The organism is Amycolatopsis sp. NPDC006125, from assembly GCF_040614195.1.
In the GTDB taxonomy this organism is placed as follows: domain Bacteria; phylum Actinomycetota; class Actinomycetes; order Mycobacteriales; family Pseudonocardiaceae; genus Amycolatopsis_E; species Amycolatopsis_E tucumanensis.
The window spans coordinates 1-20,635 of the sequence record NZ_JBEXTZ010000125.1; the positions used below are offsets into that span (position 1 = coordinate 1).

General features: G+C 72.4%; 21 protein-coding genes. 5 read left to right on the forward strand and 16 right to left on the reverse strand.

Annotation, left to right across the window (positions count from 1 at the left end):
* Positions 1-255: 255 nt before the first annotated feature.
* From ABZ193_RS38365 to ABZ193_RS38395, 7 genes are all read right to left on the reverse strand, one after another.
* Positions 256-597 (reverse strand): RNA polymerase-binding protein RbpA, encoded by a 342-nt coding sequence (locus ABZ193_RS38365; RefSeq protein WP_026153205.1) that lies wholly within the window; start codon positions 595-597, stop codon positions 256-258.
* Positions 598-660: 63 nt separating this feature from the next.
* The gene (gene secG / locus ABZ193_RS38370) at positions 661-891 is read right to left on the reverse strand and encodes a preprotein translocase subunit SecG (RefSeq protein ID WP_017983033.1); all 231 of its coding nucleotides are present in this window, start codon (positions 889-891) and stop codon (positions 661-663) included.
* Between the two features lie 75 nt (positions 892-966).
* Entirely contained in the window at positions 967-1,752 is a 786-nt protein-coding gene (gene tpiA / locus ABZ193_RS38375) for a triose-phosphate isomerase (RefSeq protein ID WP_020421297.1), read from the reverse strand.
* Positions 1,752-2,990 (reverse strand): phosphoglycerate kinase, encoded by a 1,239-nt coding sequence (locus ABZ193_RS38380; RefSeq protein ID WP_020421298.1) that lies wholly within the window; start codon positions 2,988-2,990, stop codon positions 1,752-1,754. Before ABZ193_RS38380 ends, tpiA begins: the two co-directional genes overlap by 1 nt.
* A gap of 4 nt (positions 2,991-2,994) precedes the next feature.
* A complete protein-coding gene (gap, locus tag ABZ193_RS38385) occupies positions 2,995-3,999 on the reverse strand; it encodes a type I glyceraldehyde-3-phosphate dehydrogenase (RefSeq protein WP_027936337.1) in 1,005 nt (334 codons plus the stop codon).
* A 147-nt stretch (positions 4,000-4,146) separates the two neighbouring features.
* Positions 4,147-5,313, reverse strand: a complete 1,167-nt coding sequence (locus tag ABZ193_RS38390; RefSeq protein WP_354713583.1) for a winged helix DNA-binding domain-containing protein — start codon at positions 5,311-5,313, stop codon at positions 4,147-4,149.
* Positions 5,314-5,345: 32 nt separating this feature from the next.
* Positions 5,346-5,849, reverse strand: coding sequence for a DUF6069 family protein (locus tag ABZ193_RS38395; protein WP_020421301.1), 504 nt, complete (start codon positions 5,847-5,849; stop codon positions 5,346-5,348).
* 73 nt (positions 5,850-5,922) lie between these two features.
* On the opposite strand from ABZ193_RS38395, the gene ABZ193_RS38400 reads away from it, so the two are divergent.
* Positions 5,923-6,567, forward strand: a complete 645-nt coding sequence (locus tag ABZ193_RS38400; protein WP_020421302.1) for a LysE family translocator — start codon at positions 5,923-5,925, stop codon at positions 6,565-6,567.
* Here ABZ193_RS38400 and ABZ193_RS38405 read toward each other — a convergent pair.
* Positions 6,548-6,895, reverse strand: coding sequence for an ArsR family transcriptional regulator (locus tag ABZ193_RS38405; RefSeq protein ID WP_027928726.1), 348 nt, complete (start codon positions 6,893-6,895; stop codon positions 6,548-6,550). The genes ABZ193_RS38400 and ABZ193_RS38405 overlap by 20 nt on opposite strands.
* 42 nt (positions 6,896-6,937) lie before the next feature.
* On the opposite strand from ABZ193_RS38405, the gene ABZ193_RS38410 reads away from it, so the two are divergent.
* Entirely contained in the window at positions 6,938-7,423 is a 486-nt protein-coding gene (locus ABZ193_RS38410) for a nuclear transport factor 2 family protein (protein WP_354713586.1), read from the forward strand.
* Here ABZ193_RS38410 and ABZ193_RS38415 read toward each other — a convergent pair.
* The 4 genes from ABZ193_RS38415 to ABZ193_RS38430 are packed head-to-tail and all read right to left on the reverse strand — an operon-like array spanning position 7,410 to position 14,614.
* Positions 7,410-11,855 carry a hypothetical protein gene (locus ABZ193_RS38415; protein WP_354713588.1) on the reverse strand — a complete coding sequence of 1,482 codons (4,446 nt, stop codon included), beginning with the start codon at positions 11,853-11,855 and terminating at the stop codon, positions 7,410-7,412. The two genes, ABZ193_RS38410 and ABZ193_RS38415, sit on opposite strands and share 14 nt — an antisense overlap.
* Positions 11,856-11,865: 10 nt before the next feature.
* Entirely contained in the window at positions 11,866-12,666 is an 801-nt protein-coding gene (locus tag ABZ193_RS38420) for a hypothetical protein (protein WP_020422323.1), read from the reverse strand.
* Positions 12,663-14,138, reverse strand: coding sequence for a hypothetical protein (locus ABZ193_RS38425; protein ID WP_237338994.1), 1,476 nt, complete (start codon positions 14,136-14,138; stop codon positions 12,663-12,665). The genes ABZ193_RS38420 and ABZ193_RS38425 overlap by 4 nt, the downstream gene beginning before the upstream one ends.
* Positions 14,139-14,152: 14 nt before the next feature.
* Entirely contained in the window at positions 14,153-14,614 is a 462-nt protein-coding gene (locus tag ABZ193_RS38430; RefSeq protein ID WP_237338993.1) for a MarR family winged helix-turn-helix transcriptional regulator, read from the reverse strand.
* Between the two features lie 34 nt (positions 14,615-14,648).
* Between ABZ193_RS38430 and ABZ193_RS38435 the strand changes: the two genes are divergently transcribed.
* On the forward strand, positions 14,649-15,086 hold the full coding sequence (locus ABZ193_RS38435) for a PPOX class F420-dependent oxidoreductase (RefSeq protein WP_020422326.1): 438 nt from the start codon (positions 14,649-14,651) through the stop codon (positions 15,084-15,086).
* A gap of 43 nt (positions 15,087-15,129) precedes the next feature.
* Positions 15,130-15,831, forward strand: coding sequence for a 2OG-Fe(II) oxygenase (locus ABZ193_RS38440; RefSeq protein WP_354713591.1), 702 nt, complete (start codon positions 15,130-15,132; stop codon positions 15,829-15,831).
* A gap of 4 nt (positions 15,832-15,835) precedes the next feature.
* Here ABZ193_RS38440 and ABZ193_RS38445 read toward each other — a convergent pair whose 3' ends face one another.
* The 4 genes from ABZ193_RS38445 to ABZ193_RS38460 all read right to left on the reverse strand — a co-directional run bounded on the left by ABZ193_RS38445 (position 15,836) and on the right by ABZ193_RS38460 (position 19,624).
* Complete coding sequence (locus ABZ193_RS38445; RefSeq protein WP_354713593.1) at positions 15,836-16,864, reverse strand: glucosyl-3-phosphoglycerate synthase; 1,029 nt, start codon at positions 16,862-16,864, stop codon at positions 15,836-15,838.
* Positions 16,865-17,016: 152 nt separating this feature from the next.
* Positions 17,017-17,550, reverse strand: a complete 534-nt coding sequence (locus tag ABZ193_RS38450; RefSeq protein WP_354713595.1) for a GerMN domain-containing protein — start codon at positions 17,548-17,550, stop codon at positions 17,017-17,019.
* Positions 17,547-18,953: a HAMP domain-containing sensor histidine kinase gene (locus ABZ193_RS38455; protein WP_354713597.1), complete on the reverse strand. Its 1,407-nt coding sequence runs from the start codon at positions 18,951-18,953 to the stop codon at positions 17,547-17,549. Before ABZ193_RS38455 ends, ABZ193_RS38450 begins: the two co-directional genes overlap by 4 nt.
* Positions 18,950-19,624 (reverse strand): response regulator transcription factor, encoded by a 675-nt coding sequence (locus ABZ193_RS38460; protein WP_354713599.1) that lies wholly within the window; start codon positions 19,622-19,624, stop codon positions 18,950-18,952. The genes ABZ193_RS38455 and ABZ193_RS38460 overlap by 4 nt, the downstream gene beginning before the upstream one ends.
* 102 nt (positions 19,625-19,726) lie before the next feature.
* Here ABZ193_RS38460 and ABZ193_RS38465 point away from each other — a divergent pair, with 102 nt between their 5' ends.
* Positions 19,727-20,518: a serine hydrolase gene (locus ABZ193_RS38465; RefSeq protein ID WP_354713600.1), complete on the forward strand. Its 792-nt coding sequence runs from the start codon at positions 19,727-19,729 to the stop codon at positions 20,516-20,518.
* The last annotated feature ends 117 nt before the right edge of the window (positions 20,519-20,635 follow it).

Below are 20,635 nucleotides of genomic sequence, written 5' to 3' on the forward strand. Positions count from 1 at the left end.
GCGCCCTCCCGAACCCGATCTTTCGGTGTTTTGGCGGTCGAGCAGGCGTGTCAAGGCGGGAAAGCGTGCCTTGACACGCCTGGTCGACCGCCAAAGAAGGCTGGGGATCGGGTTGGGGAGAGGGGTGGTTCGGCGGGGATGTGGCTTTTGTTGCCGGCTGCCTGGTTTGTAGTGGTCTGCGGCGTTGAAAGCACGAACGGACCCCGCCTGCCGACTGGAGTCGGCTTGCAGGGTCCGTTCTGAGAAAGCGCTTCCTCAGATTTGACGGCGCTGACGCAGGCGCTCGAGCGCCTCGGCGAGGATGGCCTCACCGTCGGCGTCGCTGCGCCGCTCCTTCACGTACGCCAGGTGGGTCTTGTAGGGCTCGGTCCGCGGCGCGGCCGGCGGGTTCTTCTCGTCCTGGCCGGCGGGCAGCCCGCAGCGCGGGCAGTCCCACTCGTCCGGCACCTCCGCGTCCATGGCGAACGACGGCTTGGACTCGTGCCCGTTGGCACACCAGTACGACACCCGGCGGCGGGGAGCGGCCTCGCCGCGCTCCGACTCGCCGGACGGACCGGCACCGACCCTGGTGCCTCTGATTGCGTTACCGCCAACCATGAATCCTCACAGTGTGGATAGGCGGCGCACCCCCCATAGGCACGCCCGTGCGTTCAGTGTCCGTCACACCTTCAGCAGCAGGCCCAGGCCCACGATGCTGATCAGCCAGATGGCACCCAGCAGCAGGGTGATGCGGTCGAGGTTCTTCTCGGCCACGCTCGACCCCGCGAGGCTCGACTGCATGCCACCGCCGAACAGCGAGGACAACCCGCCACCGCGCCCGCGGTGCAGCAGCACGGCGATCACGAGCAGCACGCTGGACGCGATCAGCAGGATTTGCAGGAACAGCTTCATCTCATCCTCTGGTGTTCGGCAGTTGCCTGATCGTGTGACGGTCTGAGGTTGCCAGACTACTCGCCGACCCCCTGGTTACGGCAGCGGCCCACCGGCAGCCAGCGCACAGAGCTTGGTGAACTCGTCGGCCTGCAGGCTCGCCCCGCCGACCAGCGCACCGTCGATGTTGTCGCACGCGATCAGTTCGGCGATGTTGCCCGATTTGACCGACCCGCCGTACAGCACGCGGACCTCGTCGGCCACCTCGGCGCCGTACTTGTCGGCCAGCGCGCCGCGCAGCGCCTTGCAGACCTCCTCGGCGTCGGTCGCCGTCGCGACCTTGCCGGTGCCGATGGCCCACACCGGCTCGTACGCCACCACGACGTCCTTGACCTGCTCGGCCTTGAGCCCCTTCAGCGCGGCGAGCAGCTGCTGGTGGCAGTGGTCGACGTGGCCGCCCGCCTCCCGGACCTCCAGCTTCTCCCCGACGCACAGGATCGGCTTGATGCCGTGCTTGAGCGCCGCCCGCACCTTCTTGCCGACCAGCTCGTCGTCCTCGTGGTGGTACTCGCGCCGCTCGGAGTGCCCGACCGTCACGTAGGAGCACCCGAGCTTGGCGAGCATCGGACCGGACACGTCACCGGTGTAGGCCCCGGAGTCGTGCGGCGAGAGGTCCTGGGCGCCGTAGGTCAGCAGCAGCTTGTCCCCGTCGACCAGGGTCTGGATGCTGCGGATGTCGGTGAACGGCGGGAGCACCGCGACGTCCACCTTCGCGTAGTACTTCTCCGGCAGCGAGAAGGCGATCTTCTGCACCAGGGCGATGGCCTCGAGGTGGTTGAGGTTCATCTTCCAGTTGCCCGCGATGAACGGCTTGCGCGCCATCAGGCACCACCTTCCAGCACCGCGACGCCCGGCAGCTCCTTGCCCTCGAGGTACTCCAGGGAAGCGCCACCACCGGTCGAGATGTGCGAGAACTTCTCCTCCGGCAGGCCCAGCACGCGCACCGCGGCCGCCGAGTCGCCGCCGCCGACCACGCTGAACGCGCCGGAGTCCGCGATCGCCTGCGCGACACCCTTGGTGCCCGCCGCGAACGGGGCCATCTCGAACACACCGGCCGGGCCGTTCCAGAACACCGTCTTCGCCGCGGCGACCTCGGCCGCGAAGTGCTCGGTGGTCCGCGGGCCGATGTCCAGGCCCATCCAGCCGTCCGGGATCTTCTCGGCCGCGACGGTGTCGGTGGCCGCGTCGGCCGCGAACTTGTCCGCCACCACCACGTCGGAGGGCACGACGATCTTGTCGGCGTGCTCGGCCAGCAGCTTGCGCGCGGTCTCCACGTAGTCCTGCTCCAGCAGCGAGGAGCCCACGCTGTGGCCCTGGGCGGCCAGGAACGTGAAGGCCATGCCGCCGCCGATCAGCAGCCGGTCGACCTTCGGCAGCAGCGCCTCGATCACGGCGAGCTTGTCCGACACCTTCGACCCGCCGAGCACGACCACGTAGGGCCGCTGCGGGTCGCCGGTCAGCTTGCTCAGCACCTCCAGCTCGGCGAGCACCAGGCCGCCGGCGTAGGCGGGCAGCGCGCGGGCCACGTCGTAGACCGAGGCCTGCTTGCGGTGGACCACGCCGAAGCCGTCGGAGACGAACGCACCCCCGCGCCCGCCGGCGCCAGAGGCATCAGCACTGTCGCCGGTCAGGGCCGCGAGGTCGCGGGCCAGTTCGGCCCGCTCGTCCTCCACCTTGCTGGTCTCGCGCGGGTCGAACCGCACGTTCTCCAGCAGGGCGACGTCACCGTCGGCCAGGCCGGCGACGACCGCTCGGGCCTGCTCGCCGACCACGTCACCGGCCAGGCGGACCTCCTTGCCGAGCAGCTCGCCGAGCCGGTCGGCGACCGGGCGTAGCGAGTACTTGGCCTCGGGGGTGCCCTTCGGGCGGCCGAGGTGGGCCGCCACGATCACCTTCGCGCCGGCCTCGGCCAGCCGCTTGATGGTCGGCAGCGCGGCCCGCACCCGGCCGTCGTCGGTGATGACCGAGCCGTCGAGCGGCACGTTCAGGTCCGACCGGACCAGAACGCGCCGCCCGGAGACACCCTCGGACAGCAGGTCTTCGAGAGTCTTGACTGCCATGGCCTCAGGAGAGCTTCGAGCCGACGAGCTTGACCAGGTCCGCGAGGCGGTTCGAGTAGCCCCACTCGTTGTCGTACCAGCCGAACACCTTCACCTGGTTGTCGATGACCTTGGTCAGCGGCGCGTCGAAGATGCACGAGGCCGGGTCGTTGACGATGTCGCTGGAGACGATCGGGTCCTCGCTGTAGCGCAGGATGCCGGCCAGCGGGCCCTCGGCGGCGGCCTTGTAGGCGGCGTTGATCTCCTCGACGGAGGCCTTCTTGGCCAGGTCGACGGTGAGGTCGGTGATCGAGCCGGTGGGCACCGGGACACGCAGCGAGTAGCCGTCCAGCTTGCCGTTCAGCTCGGGCAGCACGAGGCCGATGGCCTTGGCGGCGCCGGTGGAGGTCGGCACGACGTTCAGGGCGGCGGCGCGGGCGCGGCGCGGGTCCTTGTGCGGGCCGTCCTGCAGGTTCTGGTCCTGCGTGTAGGCGTGGATGGTGGTCATCAGGCCCTTCTCGATGCCGAAGGCCTCGTGGAGGACCTTCGCGAGCGGGCCGAGGCAGTTGGTGGTGCAGGACGCATTGGAGATGATCGTCTGCGAGCCGTCGTAGAGGTTGTCGTTGACGCCCAGCACGACCGTCAGGTCCTCGCCCTTGGCGGGCGCGGAGATGATGACCTTCTTGGCGCCACCGGCGATGTGGGCCTTGGCGGCGTCGGCGTTGGTGAAGAAGCCGGTGGACTCGACGACGACGTCCACGCCCAGGTCGCCCCAGGGCAGGTTCGCCGGGTCGCGCTCGGCGAGCGCCTTGATGGTCTTGCCGCCGACGACGATGCCGTCGTCGCTGACCTTGACCTCGTCGGGGTAGCGGCCCAGGACGCTGTCGTACTTGAGCAGCTGCGCCATGGTCGCGACATCGCCGAGGTCGTTGAACGCGACCACCTCGATGTCATGGCCCGCGGCCTGCACGGCGCGGAAGAAGTTGCGGCCGATCCGACCGAAGCCGTTCACACCTACGCGAACCGTCACTGCTGCTTCTCTCCTCGGGTCCGTCCCGGCTCCGCGGAACCGGGCACACATCTTCGGGCTCAGGCCAACCCTAGCTGGGCTGGCCTGCGTCTACTCGCACACCCTAACGAGATGTGCACCACCGTGGGGAATCGATCAAGACGACGATCAAGATGACAGATCTCGCTCGACGGGAGTGCGGAATTTCGGTATGACGGCGACCCCGCCGAGACGGCCGTGCAACCGTTCGGCGGCGGCCTCCACGGCCGCCGTTCCGTCGGCCCCGACGTCCTCCAGCAGACGGATCGCTATCTCCCCGTCGGGGCGCTGCCCCCACCCGCCGACGACCCGGCCCTCCCACCACACGGTCGGGCCGATGTTGCCGGTGCGGTCGAACAGCAGCGGCTGGTGCTCCCCCAGGAACCAGCCGCGCTCCTGCCAGCCCATCGGGGTCGGGTCCAGCGCCGGGAGCAGCGCGGCGACCGGCTCCGGCTCCGGGACCGGCTCGTCGTCGCCGGGCAGGGCGATGCCGGGGCCGCCCTCGAGGTCCACCTCCGCAGGCCCGATCGCGGTGAGCGCCTTCTTCACCTGCCCCGCCGTCCAGCCGGTCCACCACTTCAGGTCGGCGACCGGCGCCGGGCCGAAGGCGCGCAACCAGCGGCGGGCGAGCTCGACGCGGGCGGCGCCGGCGTCCACCGGCTCCAGCCCGGGCAGCCAGCTCTCGGTGGTGGACCAGGCGTACTGGGTGGACAGCCAGGTGCCGCGGGGGCGGCCGCGGACGATCCGGCCGGACGCGGCGAGCAGGAACAGGACGCGGTTGGTGATGTAGCCGCGCGCCTCGTACGGCTTGCCCGCAGCCATGACGATCTCGGTGCGCAGGCGCGGCTCACCGTCGGCGATCTGCTGGGCGAAGGCGGGCTCGCGGGCCTTCAGCGCGGCGTAGGCGCCCTCCTCGACCTCGGCGAGCCACTCGCTCAGGTCGCCGTCGAGTTCGGCGGTGGCCAGGTGCTGGAGCAGCAGCTTGCGCTGCTTGACGGCGATGTCGTCGGCGCAGGCGGCCTGCACGACCGGCACGAGCGCGGCCGGCACGACGAACATCGTGCGGCGCATGCCCAGCATCCGGACCAGCGAGCGGTCGTCGTAGAGGGCGCGCTCGACGTCGGCCGTGCCCGCCTCGGACCGCGCCAGCACCGAGAGGTGGACGGTGGCCGGATCGGTGGCGTGCAGGGCGACCAGGCTCTCCGCGACCGCGACCGGATCCCCGGCGGGCGCGTGGAGGTGGTGCCGCGTCACCAGACGGGCGCGGCGCTGGTCGTTCCCCAGTTTCGTGCTCACCCGGCGGTTCTACCACCGGGCACCGACAGTTTTCAGGAGTAGTAGTGCGGGCCCTGGTCCCACTTGAGCGTGGCCGTGGGGGCTTCGCGCTCGCGGCGACGGCGGCGGGCCGTGCCGGCCACGGTGGTCACCAGCATCGCGATCACCGCGCCGATCGCGAGGTTGATCAGCGCGGTGGCGATCTTGGCGTCCACCTTCACCGCCAGCGTCAGCGGCAGCACGATCGCGATCGCGGTGATCAGCACCATGATCCAGCCGAAGAACTGGGCGGGCGCCGAGGTGCCGAGGCTGAGCACGTGCATCAGCCCGGTCGCGAGCAGCGCCGCGGCCGCCGCGCACAGGGCGTAGGTGACGGTGTTGGCATTGCCCCAGATGCCGTTGCCCTTGGGAGCCAGCACGGCGACGCCGAACAGGCCGCGGGCGATCAGCAGGCCGACGACGGCCACCAGCGCGGCGACGACCGCGGTCGCCACCCCGCCGGCCCACAGCCGGCCGTAGTCGGGCTCGGTCGGGTCACTGGGCGGGTATCCGGTCACCGTCCCGGGGTTGGCGGGCCGGCGGGCGGATAAACATTGGTCACCCGTGCGGCGGCGGCGATACCCTCGGCCGATGGTCTCGCCCAGCCATTTCGCGGCGTTCGCCGCCCTGGTGTTCCTGATGGTCGTCGTGCCCGGACCGAGCGTGCTGTTCACCGTGAGCCGCGCGCTGACCGTGGGGCGGCGGGACGCGCTGATCACTGTGCTCGGCAACGCCGCCGGCGTGTACACGCAGGTGGTGGCGATCGCGTTCGGGCTGGGCGCGATCGTGCAGACGTCGGCCACGGTGTTCACGGTCATCAAGCTGGCCGGGGCCGCGTACCTGGTCTACCTGGGCGTGCAGGCGGTGCGGCACCGCCGGAAGCTGTCCGAGGCGCTGGCGAGCGCGACGCCCGCCACGCGCGGCCGCACTCTGGCCGTTCTGCGCGACGGGTTCGTGGTCGGGTTCGCCAACCCGAAGTCGATCGTGTTCCTGGCCGCAGTGCTGCCGCAGTTCGTCGACCACGCGGCGGGCGGGGTGGTCGCGCAGATCCTGGTGCTGGGCATCGCGCTGCCGGTGATCGCGGTCGTGTCGGACAGCGCGTGGGCCCTGGTCGCCGGCACGGCCCGCGCGTGGTTCGCCCGGTCCCCCAAGCGCCTCGAACTCGTCGGCGGCACCGGCGGGCTGGTGATGATCGGGCTGGGCGCGGGGCTCGCGCTCAACGGTCGGAAGGACTAGACAGCACCAGGTCGAGCAGGCCCGGGAACGCCTCGTCGAACTCGGGGCGGCGCAGGCGGTTCAGCCGTCGCGGGCCCTCGTCGCGTTGTTCGATCAGGCCGGCCGCGCGCAGCACGGCGAAGTGGTGGCTGCGGGTGGCCTTCGTGACCGGCAGGTCGAACGTGCCGCACGCCTTGGTCCAGTCGGGCAGCTCCGCCAGCTCGCGCAGGATCGCGCGGCGCACCGGATCGGCGACGGCGGTCAGCGCGTCCTGCAGCGGCACGTCCTTTGGGTGGACGTGGGTCAGGCCGCGCGCTCGCGCTGTGTTCGATGCTTGTCGTACACTCATGTGGTCGACCTCCATCGAACACTCTAGACGCCAGGAGCGGACATGACCCGACGCCTCGCGGCCACCTTCGGCCCGGACTCCCGCAATCGCCTGGACGCGGCCACCGGACCGGGGATCGAAGGGGCGCTCGCCGCGCTGGAAACGTTCTACTTCGCCTTCAACCAGCGGGACTCCGACGTCTTCGCCCGGGTTTGGACGCAGGACGCGCTGGCCCAGCTGAACAACCCGCTGGGCGGCATCCTCCGCGGCGGCGAGGCCATCTCGGCGCTGTACGACAAGGTGTTCCACGGCCCCGCGCGCGTGACGGTCACCTTCGGCGACATCGTCGAGTACGCCGGCGACGGGCACGCGCTGTTCGCCGGGCGTGAGACGGGCTCCTACGTGGTCGACGGCCGCGAGGTGCCGCTGCGGATCCGCACCAGCCGCTACTTCCGCTATGAGGACGGCCGCTGGGCGCAGTTCCACCACCACGGCAGCATCGACGACGCGGCGGAGCTGGCCGCGTACCAGTCGGCTATCCGGGGCTGACCGCCTGCTCCCCCGGCTTGCTGAACAGCCGCGTCGCCGAGATGCGCGCTGTGCCGTCCGGTTCGCCCAGGTCGTCGAGGTGGTTGCGGATCGTCGCGTCGACCGAGAGGTACTTGCGGCCCGCCCGGAGGTCCGCATCGTTGCGCAGCCGGACGATCAGCGGGAACTCGGACAGCGCGCCGGCGTCGAACAGGCCCGTCGTGTAGATCAGCTGCACCCCGAGCGCCTCCGCGACGACCCGCTGCAGCTCCAGCAGGTACCCGGCGGACGCGCGGCCGATCGGGTTGTCCAGGAACAACACGCCGGAGTGCCGGTTGCGCACCAGCCCGCGGTTGTTGGCCCGCAGCGCGGCCAGCGTGCAGTACAGGATGATCGCCGCGGTGAGCTGCTGCCCGCCGGAGAACACGTCGCGGATCTCCGACACCCGCTGGCGTTCTGTGCGCAGCACCGAGTCCGGCTTGAGGATGTCCACCCGGAACCCCTTGGGCACCGCGGCCCGCACGCCGCGCAGCACCAGCGACATCCCGTCGCGCTTGACGTCGCGGCCGTCGCTGGTCTTGCCGACCGCCGCCTCGTCGACGACCTGCCCGAGCGCCTCCGACAGCTGCGGCTCCTCGGGGTCGCCGAACCGGATCCGCAGGAACTCCTGCCCGGACCAGCCGCCGAGCCCCTCCGGCAGCCGCGACAGCCGTTGCGCGGACCGCAGCATCCGCAGCGCGCCCTCGACCATGCCCTGCAGCCGCGCGACGATCCCGGACCGGTGCCGGTCGATCTGCGCCAGGTCGTCGGTCAGCGTGCGCAGCCGCGGCTTCAGCGCGGCCGACCACTCCCGCGCGTGCGCCGGCAGGCTGTCCCGGCGCACCGACACGATCTGCTGCCGCACCGGGCTGGTCAGCTTCTCGAACCGCTTGTCGGTCGCGTACTGGGCGAGCGCGTCCGCCGCCGCCCGCACCCGCTTCTCCGCGCTGTCGACGGCCGCCTCGGCGTCGGTCAGCGTCGTGTTCAGCTTGCGGTAGCGGGCCTGCGCGGCTTCCACGTCGCCGTCGAACACGGTCTCCGGCTCGCCCTCGGGGGCCAGGTGCGCCATCGACTCGGCGAGCATCTTGAACCCGGCCGCCGACGCGGTGGCCGCCTCCAGCGTGCGCTCGGCCTCCGCGCGCCGCGCCTGCGCTTCCTCCAGCGCGCGGGCCGCGGCCGACGCCTCCTCGACCGCCTCGTCGATCAGCTCGCGGCCGTGCTCGACGTCGCGCGGCCGGGTCTCCAGTGAGGCGTTCTGCTTCGGCAGCTGGTCCAGCTCGGCCTTGCAGGTCGCGACCAGGCCGATCGCCTCGCTGTGCTCGGCCTCCAGCGCGGACACCGTGCGGCCGGCACGCGCCAGGGCAGCGGCACGGGTCGCGGCGTCCGACCCGTCCGGGGTCTCCAGCAGGCGCGCGGCCTGCTCCCGCACCGCCGGCTCCAGCGCCTCCAGCGCCGCCCGCGCCGTGGACTCGGCGCTTTCCGCCTGGTCCAGCTCCGCCCGCAGGTCGCTGCCGACCTCGACGCGGGCGTAGGCGTCGCTGGCCGCGGCGAACGCCCGGCGCAGCGCGTCGACCGGTTCGCTCGGCACCGGCTCGTCCTCGGACACCGATCCCCCGCCCGGCACCTCGGCCAGCTCGGCGCGGGCGTGGGTGACCGTGCGGCGGTGGCCGTCGGCGGTGCGCTGCTCCTCGGCCGCTTCCTCGCGCAGCCGGGCCGCGCGCGACGTCGCCTGCTCGGCCTCGGCCTCGGCGCGCGTGACGATCTCCTGCGCGCGCTCGACCGTCTCGGTCCACTGTGGAATCAACGCGACGCGCTCGGCCAGCTCGGCCAGCTTGCGGGCGCGTTCCTCGCTGCCGCGCGCCTCGGCACGCAGGGCCGGGATCGCCTCCCGCAGCCGAGTGCGGCGCGCGGCCAGATCGGCCAGGGCGCGTTCCTGGGCGACCACCGCGGCTTCGGCCTCGGTCTGCTCGGTGGCCGCAGCCTCGGCCTCCTCAGCGAGGGTGGCCAGCGCGCCGGGCGGGTAGTCCTCGCGCCACGTGGTGAGCTTCCACTCCAGCGCGGCGTCGTCGCCGATCGCTTCGGTGAGCGCTTCGAGCTGCTTCTGGCGGCGGGCGTGCCGGGCGGCGATGGCCTGGCGCTCGGTGTCGGCCGCCTCCTCGTCGTACATCGCGGGGTTGGGCGGGATCAGGAAGTCCACGCCGGGCGCCGCGCCCTCGGCCCGCACCGCCTGCGTGGTGCCGACCGGCAGCACCACGCTCGGCAGGAGCTTGGCGTCGGCAAGCACCTGCCGCGCGCGGTCCAGCTGCGCGGCGTCGTTGACGAGCACCCCGCCGAGCAGGTGCGGCAGGTCCCGCAGCACCCGCTCGCGGCCCGCGGCGTCCATCGTGGACAGATAGCGCCAGCCCGACCACGCGGTGATCCCCGCCGCCTCCAGAACGTCCAAAACGGACTGGACCTCCGGCGGCGCGGGCAGCAGCCCGCCGGAGCCGAGCGCCGCCAGCGCCCGCTCGTCCACCGACTCCTCCATGCGCAGGGCGGTCTGCTCACGTTCGGCGGTGGCGCGCGCCTCGCGCAGCCGGGTCAGCAGCGCGGGCGTGTCGGTCTCCAGCTGGACGTTGTCGCCGCCGAGCAGCTCCAGCAGCCGCGGGTGCGCGGCGAGGCTGTCCGACCGCCGGTGCGCCTTGGCCAGCTCCTCGGCAGCGTGCGCGGCCCGGGACCGCGCGGTCGCGGCCCGCTGTTGCGCGGCGTGCAGAGCGGCCTGCGCCTGGGCGTGGTCCTCGGCGACGCCTTCGAGTTCGCTCTCCCGCGCGGCCAGCTCGGTGGTCGCGTTCTCGCCGCGGGTGCGGGCCTCCTGCGCGGCGGCGGCGACCTGGGTGCCGTCGCTGAGCAGCCCGTCGCGGACGGCCTGCTGCACCTGCGCGCGCACCTCCTCGATGCGGCGGGTCAGCTGTCCCAGTTCGGCGCGGTGCCCGGCGGCGGTGGCGGTGGCCGCGTCCCGCTGGTCCTGCGCGGCCGCGGCGGCGGTGCGGGCGGTCTCGGCGCGGGCCTCGGCGGCCTGCGCCTGCTCCTCGGCCTCCCGCGCCAGCGCGAGCAGGCCGCGGGCGAGCGCGGTGGCGGCCGCGTTCTTGGCTTCCAGGGCCGGTTTCGCGCTCTGCTCGCGGTCGCCGACGAGCTTGCGGATGTCGGTCGCCTTGCGCGCGGCGTTGACGTGAGCCAGAACGGTGCCGGTCTCGCGCCACGCGGCCGCGGCCTCGCGGGCCTTCGCCAGCTCCTCGTCGATCCGCGTCTTCTGCGCGGTCGCGTCGGCCAGGCGCATCTCCCCGACCACGCGGCGCAGCTCGGTGACGACGGCGTTGCGGCGGCGGCAGTCACCCTCGGCCAGTTTCTCCGCGTCCCGCGTCTCGTCCACATAGGACTTCAACCCGTCGAGGCGCTCGGCCTCCAGCTGGTGCCGCGCGATCACCGATCCGGCGAGCGCGCGGGCCTCCTCGCGCGCGACCGCGGCGAGCTTGCGGGACGCGGCGGCGAGCGACTCCTCCTCGGTGAGCGGCGTGAGCAGGTCCAGCGCCCCGGCCACGAAGTCGCGCTCGGACATCAGCTCGCCGCGCTGCCCGAGGTTGTGCGCGTAGGTCTGCACGACCTCGGCCAGGTCCTTCGGGTCGTCCTCGGGGATCACCGCGCGCAGCAGGAACTCGACGAACGCCTCGTCGGAGGTGAACGCGAACGCGTCGGCCGCCTCACCTTCGCCGGCGTTCATCGCGCGCTGGTAGCGGAACAGCTCGGTGTCCAGGCCGAGGGTGTCCAGCCGCTCGGTCCACTCGTGGTGGCGGCGGGTGGTGAACAGCTCCAGCTCCGGCTCGGCCTTGTGCGCGCGCTCCAGCTGCTCGGCGAACCCGGACATGGTCAGCAGGCGGCCGTCCTCGGTGAACGGCAGCGACTCCAGTCCGAGCGCGGCGGTGGGCCGGAAGCAGTACCACGAGTCGACCAGGTTCGCGGGGTCGTTGGACACCACGTGCCCGCGCCACTCCGACACCTTGCCGGTGATGACCCGCTGCCCGGTCTCGGTGTGCTGCCACTCCAGGACGACGTGCGCGACGTCCTTGGCCATCACGAACTTCTCCAGCACGCGCGTGCTGGTGGTGCCCACCACCTGGCGCCGCCCGGGCAGCATGACCGAGAAGATCAGCTTGATCAGCACGGACTTGCCGCCGCCGTTCTCCAGGAACAGCACGCTCGCCGGAGACGGCCGCCGCGGCAGGCTGCCGTCGGCGGAGTGGATCCCGGCGGTGAACAACGCGTCCTGCGCCGGCGCCTTGACCAGCGGGCCGACGCCGCTGAAGTCCAGCAGCACGTTCTGGTAGCGCGCGCCCGCCGGGCCGACGGAGTGCAGGCGCACCCGCGAAAGCTCGTACACCGATCTCCCCCTACAGAGTGTCCGAAATGGACGGGCGCAGCGTGCCCTCGCCGTCGGAGACCGCGACCACGCCGAGGGCCAGCAGCTCCTCGAACGCGCTGTCCGCGGCCAGTTCCCGCACCTGCACCTGGTAGCGCGGCGTGGTCCGGTAGGTGCCGCCCTGCTCGCCGCTGACCTGCACCAGGAACCCCTGGTCGGCCAGGAACCGCAGCGCGCGGGAGACCATGCCGCGCGTGGTGTCCGAAGCCAGGCGGCCGTCCTTGGTCGCCGCGGCTTCGGGGCGGCGGGCGTAGGCGCGCCAGGCCTGTTCCAGCTCCGGCGAGTCGGACAGCGGGTCGTTGTTGGCCTCGGCCTTCGCGGCGCGCTCGTCGAGGATCCGGCACGCCTCGCGCACCACGCCGTCCACCTGGTCGACGCTGACCCGGCCGATGTAGGTGTCGTTGGCCAGGTCGTCCGGGCGCGGGTAGCCCAGCGCCGCGGTGGCGAGGTGCACGAGGCCGTGCAGCACCTTCTCGGTGTCGCGGCGCTCGCGGATCTTGCTCTGCCGCGCGTAGCTGTCCATTTTGACCTCGAACACCGACTCGTCGGTGGCGGCCAGCACCGCGCCCGCCTGGTGGCTCACGTCGAGCACCATCAGGCCCAGCCCCGCGGCGACCGAGTTGGTCAGCTGCTTGAACGCGCTGTCCTCGCCGTAGCGGCGCACGAGATCGGCGTAGACCACATCGCGCGAGGGCAGGTGCTTGGGCCGCATGCCGAACGAGATCAGCCGTGCCGCGTTCTCGGCGTCGCCGGTGGTGACCGGACGCGTCATGCCGCCCCCTCTTCGTCTTCCTCGCGTTCCAGCCGGGCCGTGCTCAGCAACAGGTCGGCTCCCCCGAACTCAGGGTCCTCCAGCAGCGTGCCGTCGTCGACGGCCAGCAGCGCCCGATCGTCCCCCTGCCGGACGGCGGCGCCCACCTCGGGACTGTAGGAGTGCAGCGCCCGCAGCGCCACCAGACGCGGCAGCTCCGGATCGAGCTCGCGGGCCTCGGCCAGCACACCGGACAGCCGCCGCGGCACCTCCGGCAGGTCCAGCAGCTCGTCGGCCCGCCGCCACTGCTCGTCACTGTAGTGGTCGAGGCTTTCCGGTGGGACGAGCTCCGGCTCCGGCACCTCGCCGACCACCTTGTCCCGCTCCGGCGCGGGCCGCAACAGCAGCGAGACCAGCGACGGCAGCGCGGGCACGGTCGGCACCACCAGGCCCGCCGACGCGTGGAACCAGGACTCCAGCGGCACGACGGCGTCGGCGATGGGCAGCTCCAGCGCGGGCATCAGGATCTGGCCGAACAGGTCGACGGTGGCGCGCTGCGGCGGGCCGGAGAACTGCTGGCGGTCCTGCTCGGCGCGGAACACCGCGCCGGCGGCCTGCAGCCGGGCCTGCAGCTGGGTGTGGCGGCTGATGCAGTCGCTGACGATGTCCACCAGCTCGGCGGCGCGGCGCTTGTGGTCGACGTCCTCGGCCTCGTCGCGGGCCGCGGTGATGTTGCGGAGGATCGCGTTCTCCGCGCGGAAGCGGGCCTCGATGTGGGTCAGCGCCGAGTCCAGCAGCTCGGGCATCTCGCGGTCCCAGTCCACCGCCCGCACGTCGCGGCGGGTGGCGTCCAGTTTGGCGCGCAGCGTCTCGCCGTACTGGACGGTGCGGTAGCGGGCCTGCTCGGCGGCGAGCTTGGCGTCGGCGAGGCGGCCGCGGCTGATCAGGTTCTCCAGCTTGACCTCGGCCGCGATCTGCGCGGACTCCACGTCGGTGTCCAGCGCGCCGACCAGCACGTTGATCGCCTCGTCGCTGGCGCGCAGGTACACCTCACCGTCGGGCGCGGCCAGCTCGACGAGCAGTTTGAAGTCGAACGCGCGGCGCCGGTAGGTGCCGTTCGCGTCGAGGCTGCCGTAGACGCGGCGGAATCCGCGGTCGGTGGTGCCGACGTTGATCAGGTTGTCCAGCACCCAGCGGGCGACGCGCAGGTGCTCCTCGGCCGGGCGGCGCGGGGCCTGCGCGGCGATGAACGGCTGCAGGCGCCGGACGACGTCGTCGTGGTTGGCGCCGGTGTCGAAGTCCATCGCGATGGTGACCAGGTCGATCGTGTGCAACGCGATCTCGGCCATCTGGTAGACCGTGGCGTCGGCCCAGTCGAGCTTGGACTTGCGCGCGTCCAGGTCGTGCAGGGGCGCGGTGCAGGCGAGCGCCTTGAGCCGCCGGGCCAGGCCCTCGTCCACCAGCCCCCCGCTGATCAGGTCCGAGTCACGCACAGCGCGCCAGACTACTAGGGGGTCCGCTCCCGCTCGACTTCACGCTCGTAGGTGCGCAGCGTGTCGATCACCAGGCGCCGCTGCTCGGGGGTGAGCGGATCGAAGGCGGTGCGCCAGGCGCGAGCGCCGGCGGCGAGCCAGCCCTCGACCTCGGCGCGGTAGGTCGCGGCGATGCTGACGATCGTGCGGCGCCGGTCGCTCTCGTCCTCGGTGCGGTCGAGGATCCCGCGGCGGCTGAGGTCGCCGACCATCAGGCTGACGGTGGTGGGCGCGACTTCGAGCCGCGCGGCCAGCTCGTTGACCGTCATCGGCCCGTCGAACAGCAGGTAGGACAGCAGCGACAGGTGCCGCGGGGCGAGGTTGAAGTCACGCAGCCGCTCCGGCACCGGCAGCTTCTTGGCGCGGCCGACCAGCCGCGGCAGGAGCAGCAGCATGGTGCGGACGGCCTCGTCGGCGGTCGGTGCGTCGCTCGCCATGCCCGTCATGATCCCACGTCGCTAAGGTCGCCCCATGCACGCACTGAGCAGGGACGAGTGGCTGGAGTTCGCCTCCACCGGCACGCGCACCGGGAAGCTGGGCGTCACACGCGCCGACGGCAGCCCGCACGTGACCCCCATCTGGTTCGTCGTCGGCACCGGCGACGGCGCCGACGAGCTGATCTTCAACACCGGCGCGGAGTCGGTGAAGGGGCGGGCGCTGCGGCGGGATCCGCGGTTGTCGCTGTGCGTGGACGACCAGGAGCCGCCGTTCGCGTTCGTCCAGTTCACCGCCGAGGCGACGCTGCACGAGGACCTGGACGAGATGCTGCACTGGTCCACCCGCATCGGCGCGCGCTACATGGGCGAGGACCGGGCGGACGAGTTCGGCAAGCGCAACGCCGTGCCCGGCGAGCTGCTGGTCCGGGCGCGCATCACGAAGGTGATCGCGTACGGCGGTCTCGCCGACTGATTTCCGCCAGCCCGCGGCCGTCCGGGCGCGCAGACTGAGCGGGGTGATCTCGGACGTCGCGGGCTTCGACTGGCCCGCCCTCACGGCAGAACTGAACGACACCGGCTGCGCCCTCACCCCGCCGCTCCTGAGCGCGCGGGAGTGCCGGGAGCTGTCGGCGCTGTACGACGACGTGGGCCGCTTCCGGTCGACGATCGACATGGCGCGGTTCCGGTTCGGTTCCGGCCAGTACCGCTACTTCGCCTACCCGCTGCCGGATCCGGTCGCCCGCCTGCGCGCGGCGTTCTACCCGCACCTGCTGCCGATCGCGCGGGACTGGGCGGCGAAGCTGGGCTGGGACGCGCCGTGGCCGGACGACCTGGAGACCTGGCTCGACCGGTGCCACCGGGCGGGCCAGGTCCGGCCGACGCCGATCCTGCTGCGCTACGGCGCCGGCGACTGGAACGCGCTGCACCGCGACCTCTACGGCGAGCTGGTGTTCCCGCTGCAGGTGGTGATCGGGCTCGACGCGCCGGGCACCGACCACACCGGCGGCGAGTTCCTGCTTGTCGAGCAGCGGCCGCGCGCGCAGTCACGCGGCACGGTGACCCAGCTGCCGCAGGGCCACGCGCTGATCTTCACCACGCGGGACCGGCCGGTGCGGTCCACCCGCGGCTGGTCGGCGGCGCCGGTGCGGCACGGCGTGAGCACCGTCCGCACCGGCATCCGCCACACCCTGGGCCTGGTCTTCCACGACGCCACGTGAGGCGTCAGGCGATCTCCCGCAGCCCCGAGCCGTCCGCCGCGCGCAGCGTCGCCAGCGGCGGGCGCTGCTCGCACGCCAGGTCGGTGACCACCAGCTCGCGGTCGACACCGTGCCCGGACTCGCCCCGGCGGAACTGCGCGAGCATCGTCGCGGGCGGTTCGGCCGAGACCAGGCGGCCGTAGCGTTCCAGCCGGTCGAACACGGTCAGCATGATCTGGCCGGACATGCGCCCCAGCGCCTGCGTGTTCTGGTGCCGGTGGGTGCGTTTGCCGAGGTCGACCTGCGCGAGCGCGTCCAGCCCGTAGGTCTCCAGGATGTCGATCAGGTGCCCGACCTCGACGCCGTAGTTCGCCACGAACGGCACCCGTTCCAGCACCTCGCGCCGCCCGGCGTACTCGCCTGCCAGCGGCTGCACGAACCCGGCCAGTTCGGGCCAGTAGAGGTTGAGCAGCGGGCGGGCCACCAGCTCGGTGACGCGGCCGCCGCCGTCGGCGTCGGTGCTCACCGCCCCGACCAGCGGCCGGTGGTAGAAGCCCTTGACGTAGGCGATGGAGTCGTCGGTGAGCAGCGGGCCGAGCAGGCCGGTCACGTAGTCGCTGGTGAAGTCGTACAGATCGCCGTCGACGAACACGACGATGTCCCCGGTGGAAGCAGCCAGCCCCTTCCACAGGGCCTCCCCCTTGCCCTGCAGCCCGGGCAGGGCGGACAGGACCGAATCCTGCGCCACCACCGTCGCGCCCGCTTCCGCGGCCACCTGGGCGGTCGCGTCCTGCGAACGCGAGTCGACGACCATGACCTCGTCGACCAGCTGGTGGCGCTCGACGAGGTCACGGCGGATCGTGCGCACGATGTCGCCGACCGTCGCCTCCTCGTCCCTGGCCGGGATCACCACGCTGACCGTCGTGTCCCCCTTGGCGGCGACCAGATCGGCCACCGGCCAGTCACCCGCCTGGCTGCTGCGCCGGGGCAGCCAGGAGCCGACGTCGGCGGACACCTGCGGCGCCGCCACCTTCCTCGCCCTGAAGCCTCGCATGCGCATCCCCTTCCCCGAACCGGACATCGGCGTGATCGATGCTTCGGCAGACGGGTTTCGCCGATCGCTCCGGGATGAAACCGGCAGGTTACGAGTTCGTACCCGGCAACGGGCGGTCGTAACACACCTTGCACATCCGTCGCGTTTGAACTTCAGTGCAGCAGCGGACAGGACCGGCCCTGCGCGGGGGCTTGCGTCTCGGGCCGGGCGGTGACCGTGGGGTAGCCGTCCACCTGCGTGGCGCTGGGCGGCCCGGTCAGCCGCACGAGCAGGTTGGCCGCCCGCGCGCCGGTCTGGGCGTGCACCGCGGTCACCGTGCACACGATCTGGTCCTTCGCCAGTTCGGGCAGGGTTTCCAGCGGCGCGCTGAGGCTCACCGTGACGACCCCCTGGTCCAGCGCCCCGACCGAGACGCCGAGCGCGCCGGCCGGGAGCATGGTGGCGTAACCGGCGGCGGCCTCCTGCGGGTTCGGCCCGGCCAGGAGGAGGGTGACCGCGTCGGGCACCGTGCCGAGGTGACCGGTCTGCCGGACGACGGGCGCGAGCTTGCCCGCCTTGAGGAAGAACAGGATCGGCCCCGGCGCGGCCCCGACCGGCGGGTCGCCCGCGGAAACCGGATCGGTGGGGCGCACCCCGCAGCCGGCGAGCACCAGCACGAGCAACAGCCAGGTCCAGCGCACGGTCACCACCGCCCCGGCACCCGCAGCACGAACCGGGCGCCGCCGCCCGGGTCGTTGCCGGCCTCGATCGTGCCGCCGTGCAGTCCGGCGTTCTTCTCCGCGATGGACAACCCCAGTCCGCTCCCCTCCGACCGCGATCGCGCGGTGTCGGCCTTGTAGAACCGGGCGAACACGTGCGGGAGCACGTCGTCGGGCAGGCCCGGCCCGTGGTCGGTGACCTCGACGACGGCGTCCGCGCCCGACGCGGACAGCCGCACCCGCACCGGCGGCTCGCCGTGCCGCAGCGCGTTGCCGACCAGGTTCGCCACGATGACGTCGAAGCGCCGCGCGTCCACCGCGGCGATGATGCCGGGCGGCAGATCGGCCTCGACGCGCTCGGTCCACTGCCGGGTGCGCAGGGTCGCGGCGATCAGCTCGCCGAGGTCGGCCTCGCGCCGGTCCATGCGGGCGCGGCCGTTGTCGAAGCGGGAGATCTCGATGAGGTCGTCGACGAGCCGGGTCAGCTTGCGGGTTTCCTCGCTCACCAGCCGGGTGGCCGTGGCCGCGTCGCCCTGCAGACGCGCCCCCTCCTCGTCGAGCACCTCGGTCACGGCGGTCATCGCGGCGAGCGGGGTGCGCAGCTCGTGCGACACGTCGGCGACGAACCGGCGCGCGTCGGCCTCCATGCGGCGCAGCTCCCCCACCGACTTCTCCAGGCTCGCGGCGGATTCGTTGAACGTGCGCGCCAGTTCGGCCAGTTCGTCCCCGCCGCGCTCGGGCAGGCGGGTGGACAGCCGGCCGTGGGCGAGCTGGCGGGCGCCGTCCCGCAGGCGGCGCACCGGTCGCAGCACCGCGCCGGCGGCCAGCCACGCCAGGACTACCGCCAGCGGCACCGCGACGGCCGCGGTGCGCCACCCGTTGAGCGCGAACTCGCTGATCTGCTGTTGTTCGGCGCTCAGCGAGAACAACCCGTACACCTCCAGCCCGGACGGGACGCGGTTGAACCCGGTGTCGACGGTCATGACGGGCATGCCGACCACGAGTTCGGGCCTGCCGATGTCGATGCGCTGGAACACCAGCCGCTGCTCGGCGCCCACGCGGGCCACCAGTTCGGGCGGCACCAGCCCCATCGACCCGCGGACATCCGAGGACAGGGAGCCGTAGCGGGCGACGGCGGCCGACGGGACCGACCGCACGAGCTGGTTGAGGGTGGCCTGGTCGGGCGGCATCCGCAGGGTGGGGGCGATGGCGTCCACGTCGTCGCGCAGCTTGGCCATCACCTGGTCCTGGGTGGCGGCGAGCACGGTGCGCCGCGCGGTGACGTAGTTGGCGCCGGTCGCGCCGACGGTCGCCAGCACCGCGACGAGACTGATGATCAGCACCAGCCGCGCCCGGATTCCGCGCAGCCGCGCGAGAAGCCGTCTGATCACAGTGGACCGAACCGGTAGCCGAAGCCGCGCACGGTGCGGACGTACACCGGCGCCGCGGGCTGGTCTTCCAGTTTCGCCCGCAGCCGCTGCACGCACGCGTCGACGAGCCGCGAGTCGCCGAGGTAGTCGTGTTCCCACACCAGTTCGAGCAGTTGCTGGCGGCTGAGGACGCGGCCGGGCACGCGGGACAGTTCGAGCAGCAGCCGTAGTTCGGTGGGGGTGAGGTGGACGGGTTCGCCGTTCTTGGTGACCTCGCAGGCGGCGCGGTCGATGTTCAGGGCGCCGTGTTGTTCGCGGGCCTGGCCTGCCGCGCCGCCGCGGCGCAGGACCGCCTTGATGCGCGCGTCGAGGACGCGGGGTTGCACGGGTTTGACCACGTAGTCGTCGGCGCCGGCTTCGAGCCCGCCTACCACGTCGATGTCGTCGCCGCGGGCGGTGAGCATGATGATCGGGACCGGGCCGGTGGCGCGGATGCGGCGGCACACCTCGAACCCGTCGATGCCGGGGAGCATCAGGTCGAGCAGCACGAGGTCCGGGCGGCGGGCGTCGAGCAGCCGCAGGCCGGCTTCGCCGTCGGCGGCCGGTTCGACGTCGTGGCCGTGCCGGCGCAGGCCAAGGCACAGTCCCTCCCGGACCGCCGGGTCGTCCTCGATCAACAGCAATGTCGGCACCCGGCCGATTATGGCGGCGTTTCACCAACTCCCGCGACTCTGTAGCAAAACCATGACACGACGACGACGGGACGGGGACATCCGCGGCCGAGGCTGATCACCATGTCCGTGCAGACCAGGCCACTCCGCCGTGGCCCGATCGTCGTCCTCGTCGTCGCCGTCGTCGTGATCGCACTGGCCCTCGGTGCCGCGCTCGCCCTCCGCGGCAGCGCCGCCGAGCCGGTACCGGCCGACTCCGCGGCGACGAGCGTTGTCGTCTACGACCGCAAGCAGAACCGCCCGCTGCGCCAGGAGGGCGCCGACACGCGTTACCGGTCGGCGTCGCTGGTGAAGCTGCTGATCGCGGTCGACCTGGTGAAGCGCGGGCACGTGACGCCCGACCGGCCGAGCCCGCGGGTGACGAGAATGCTGTCGTACAGCGACGATGCGATCGCCAACCAGCTGTGGGAGTCCGGCGGCGGCCCCGACATCGTCCGTCGCACGGCGACGTCGCTCGGTCTGACGGCCACCGAGCCCCCCGCGGACCCAGGCCGCTGGGGCGACACCCTCCTGTCGGCCGATGACGTGGTCAAGATCTACCGGGCGGTGCTGGCGATGCCGTCCCGCGAGCGGCAACTGATACTCGACCCGCTCCGGGACGCGCACCAGGTGGCGGCTGACGGGGTCGACCAGTACTTCGGCATCCCGGACGCGCTACCGGGCAGGCCGTGGGCGATCAAACAGGGGTGGGCGGCAGGCCGCGGTGGGGTCGACGCGCACACCAGCGGCGTGGTCGGAACCGGTGACCGGTATGTCGTGGTAGTGCTGAGCCACCGGCCAGGGGGAACAGCGCTGGAAACCGCAATGCGAGAAGTCACCGAAACAACAGCGACACTCGAGAACCTGTTGAACTGACCGCAAGCCGGCAACGCAACGACACCGACTACCCCAACCAGACCTCCCCCGCCCCCGATCCACAGCCGATCTTTAGTCGCCGACCAGTCGTGTCAAGGCACGCTTTCCCGCCTTGAC

Coding starts and splice junctions, on each gene's coding strand:
- ABZ193_RS38365 (WP_026153205.1), bottom strand. CDS start 597: ATGGTTGGCGGTAACGCAATCAGAGGCACCAGGGTCGGTGCCGGTCCG.
- secG (WP_017983033.1), bottom strand. CDS start 891: ATGAAGCTGTTCCTGCAAATCCTGCTGATCGCGTCCAGCGTGCTGCTC.
- tpiA (WP_020421297.1), bottom strand. CDS start 1,752: ATGGCGCGCAAGCCGTTCATCGCGGGCAACTGGAAGATGAACCTCAAC.
- ABZ193_RS38380 (WP_020421298.1), bottom strand. CDS start 2,990: ATGGCAGTCAAGACTCTCGAAGACCTGCTGTCCGAGGGTGTCTCCGGG.
- ABZ193_RS38400 (WP_020421302.1), top strand. CDS start 5,923: ATGGTCTCGCCCAGCCATTTCGCGGCGTTCGCCGCCCTGGTGTTCCTG.
- ABZ193_RS38405 (WP_027928726.1), bottom strand. CDS start 6,895: ATGAGTGTACGACAAGCATCGAACACAGCGCGAGCGCGCGGCCTGACC.
- ABZ193_RS38410 (WP_354713586.1), top strand. CDS start 6,938: ATGACCCGACGCCTCGCGGCCACCTTCGGCCCGGACTCCCGCAATCGC.
- ABZ193_RS38420 (WP_020422323.1), bottom strand. CDS start 12,666: ATGACGCGTCCGGTCACCACCGGCGACGCCGAGAACGCGGCACGGCTG.
- ABZ193_RS38430 (WP_237338993.1), bottom strand. CDS start 14,614: ATGGCGAGCGACGCACCGACCGCCGACGAGGCCGTCCGCACCATGCTG.
- ABZ193_RS38435 (WP_020422326.1), top strand. CDS start 14,649: ATGCACGCACTGAGCAGGGACGAGTGGCTGGAGTTCGCCTCCACCGGC.
- ABZ193_RS38445 (WP_354713593.1), bottom strand. CDS start 16,864: ATGCGAGGCTTCAGGGCGAGGAAGGTGGCGGCGCCGCAGGTGTCCGCC.
- ABZ193_RS38465 (WP_354713600.1), top strand. CDS start 19,727: ATGTCCGTGCAGACCAGGCCACTCCGCCGTGGCCCGATCGTCGTCCTC.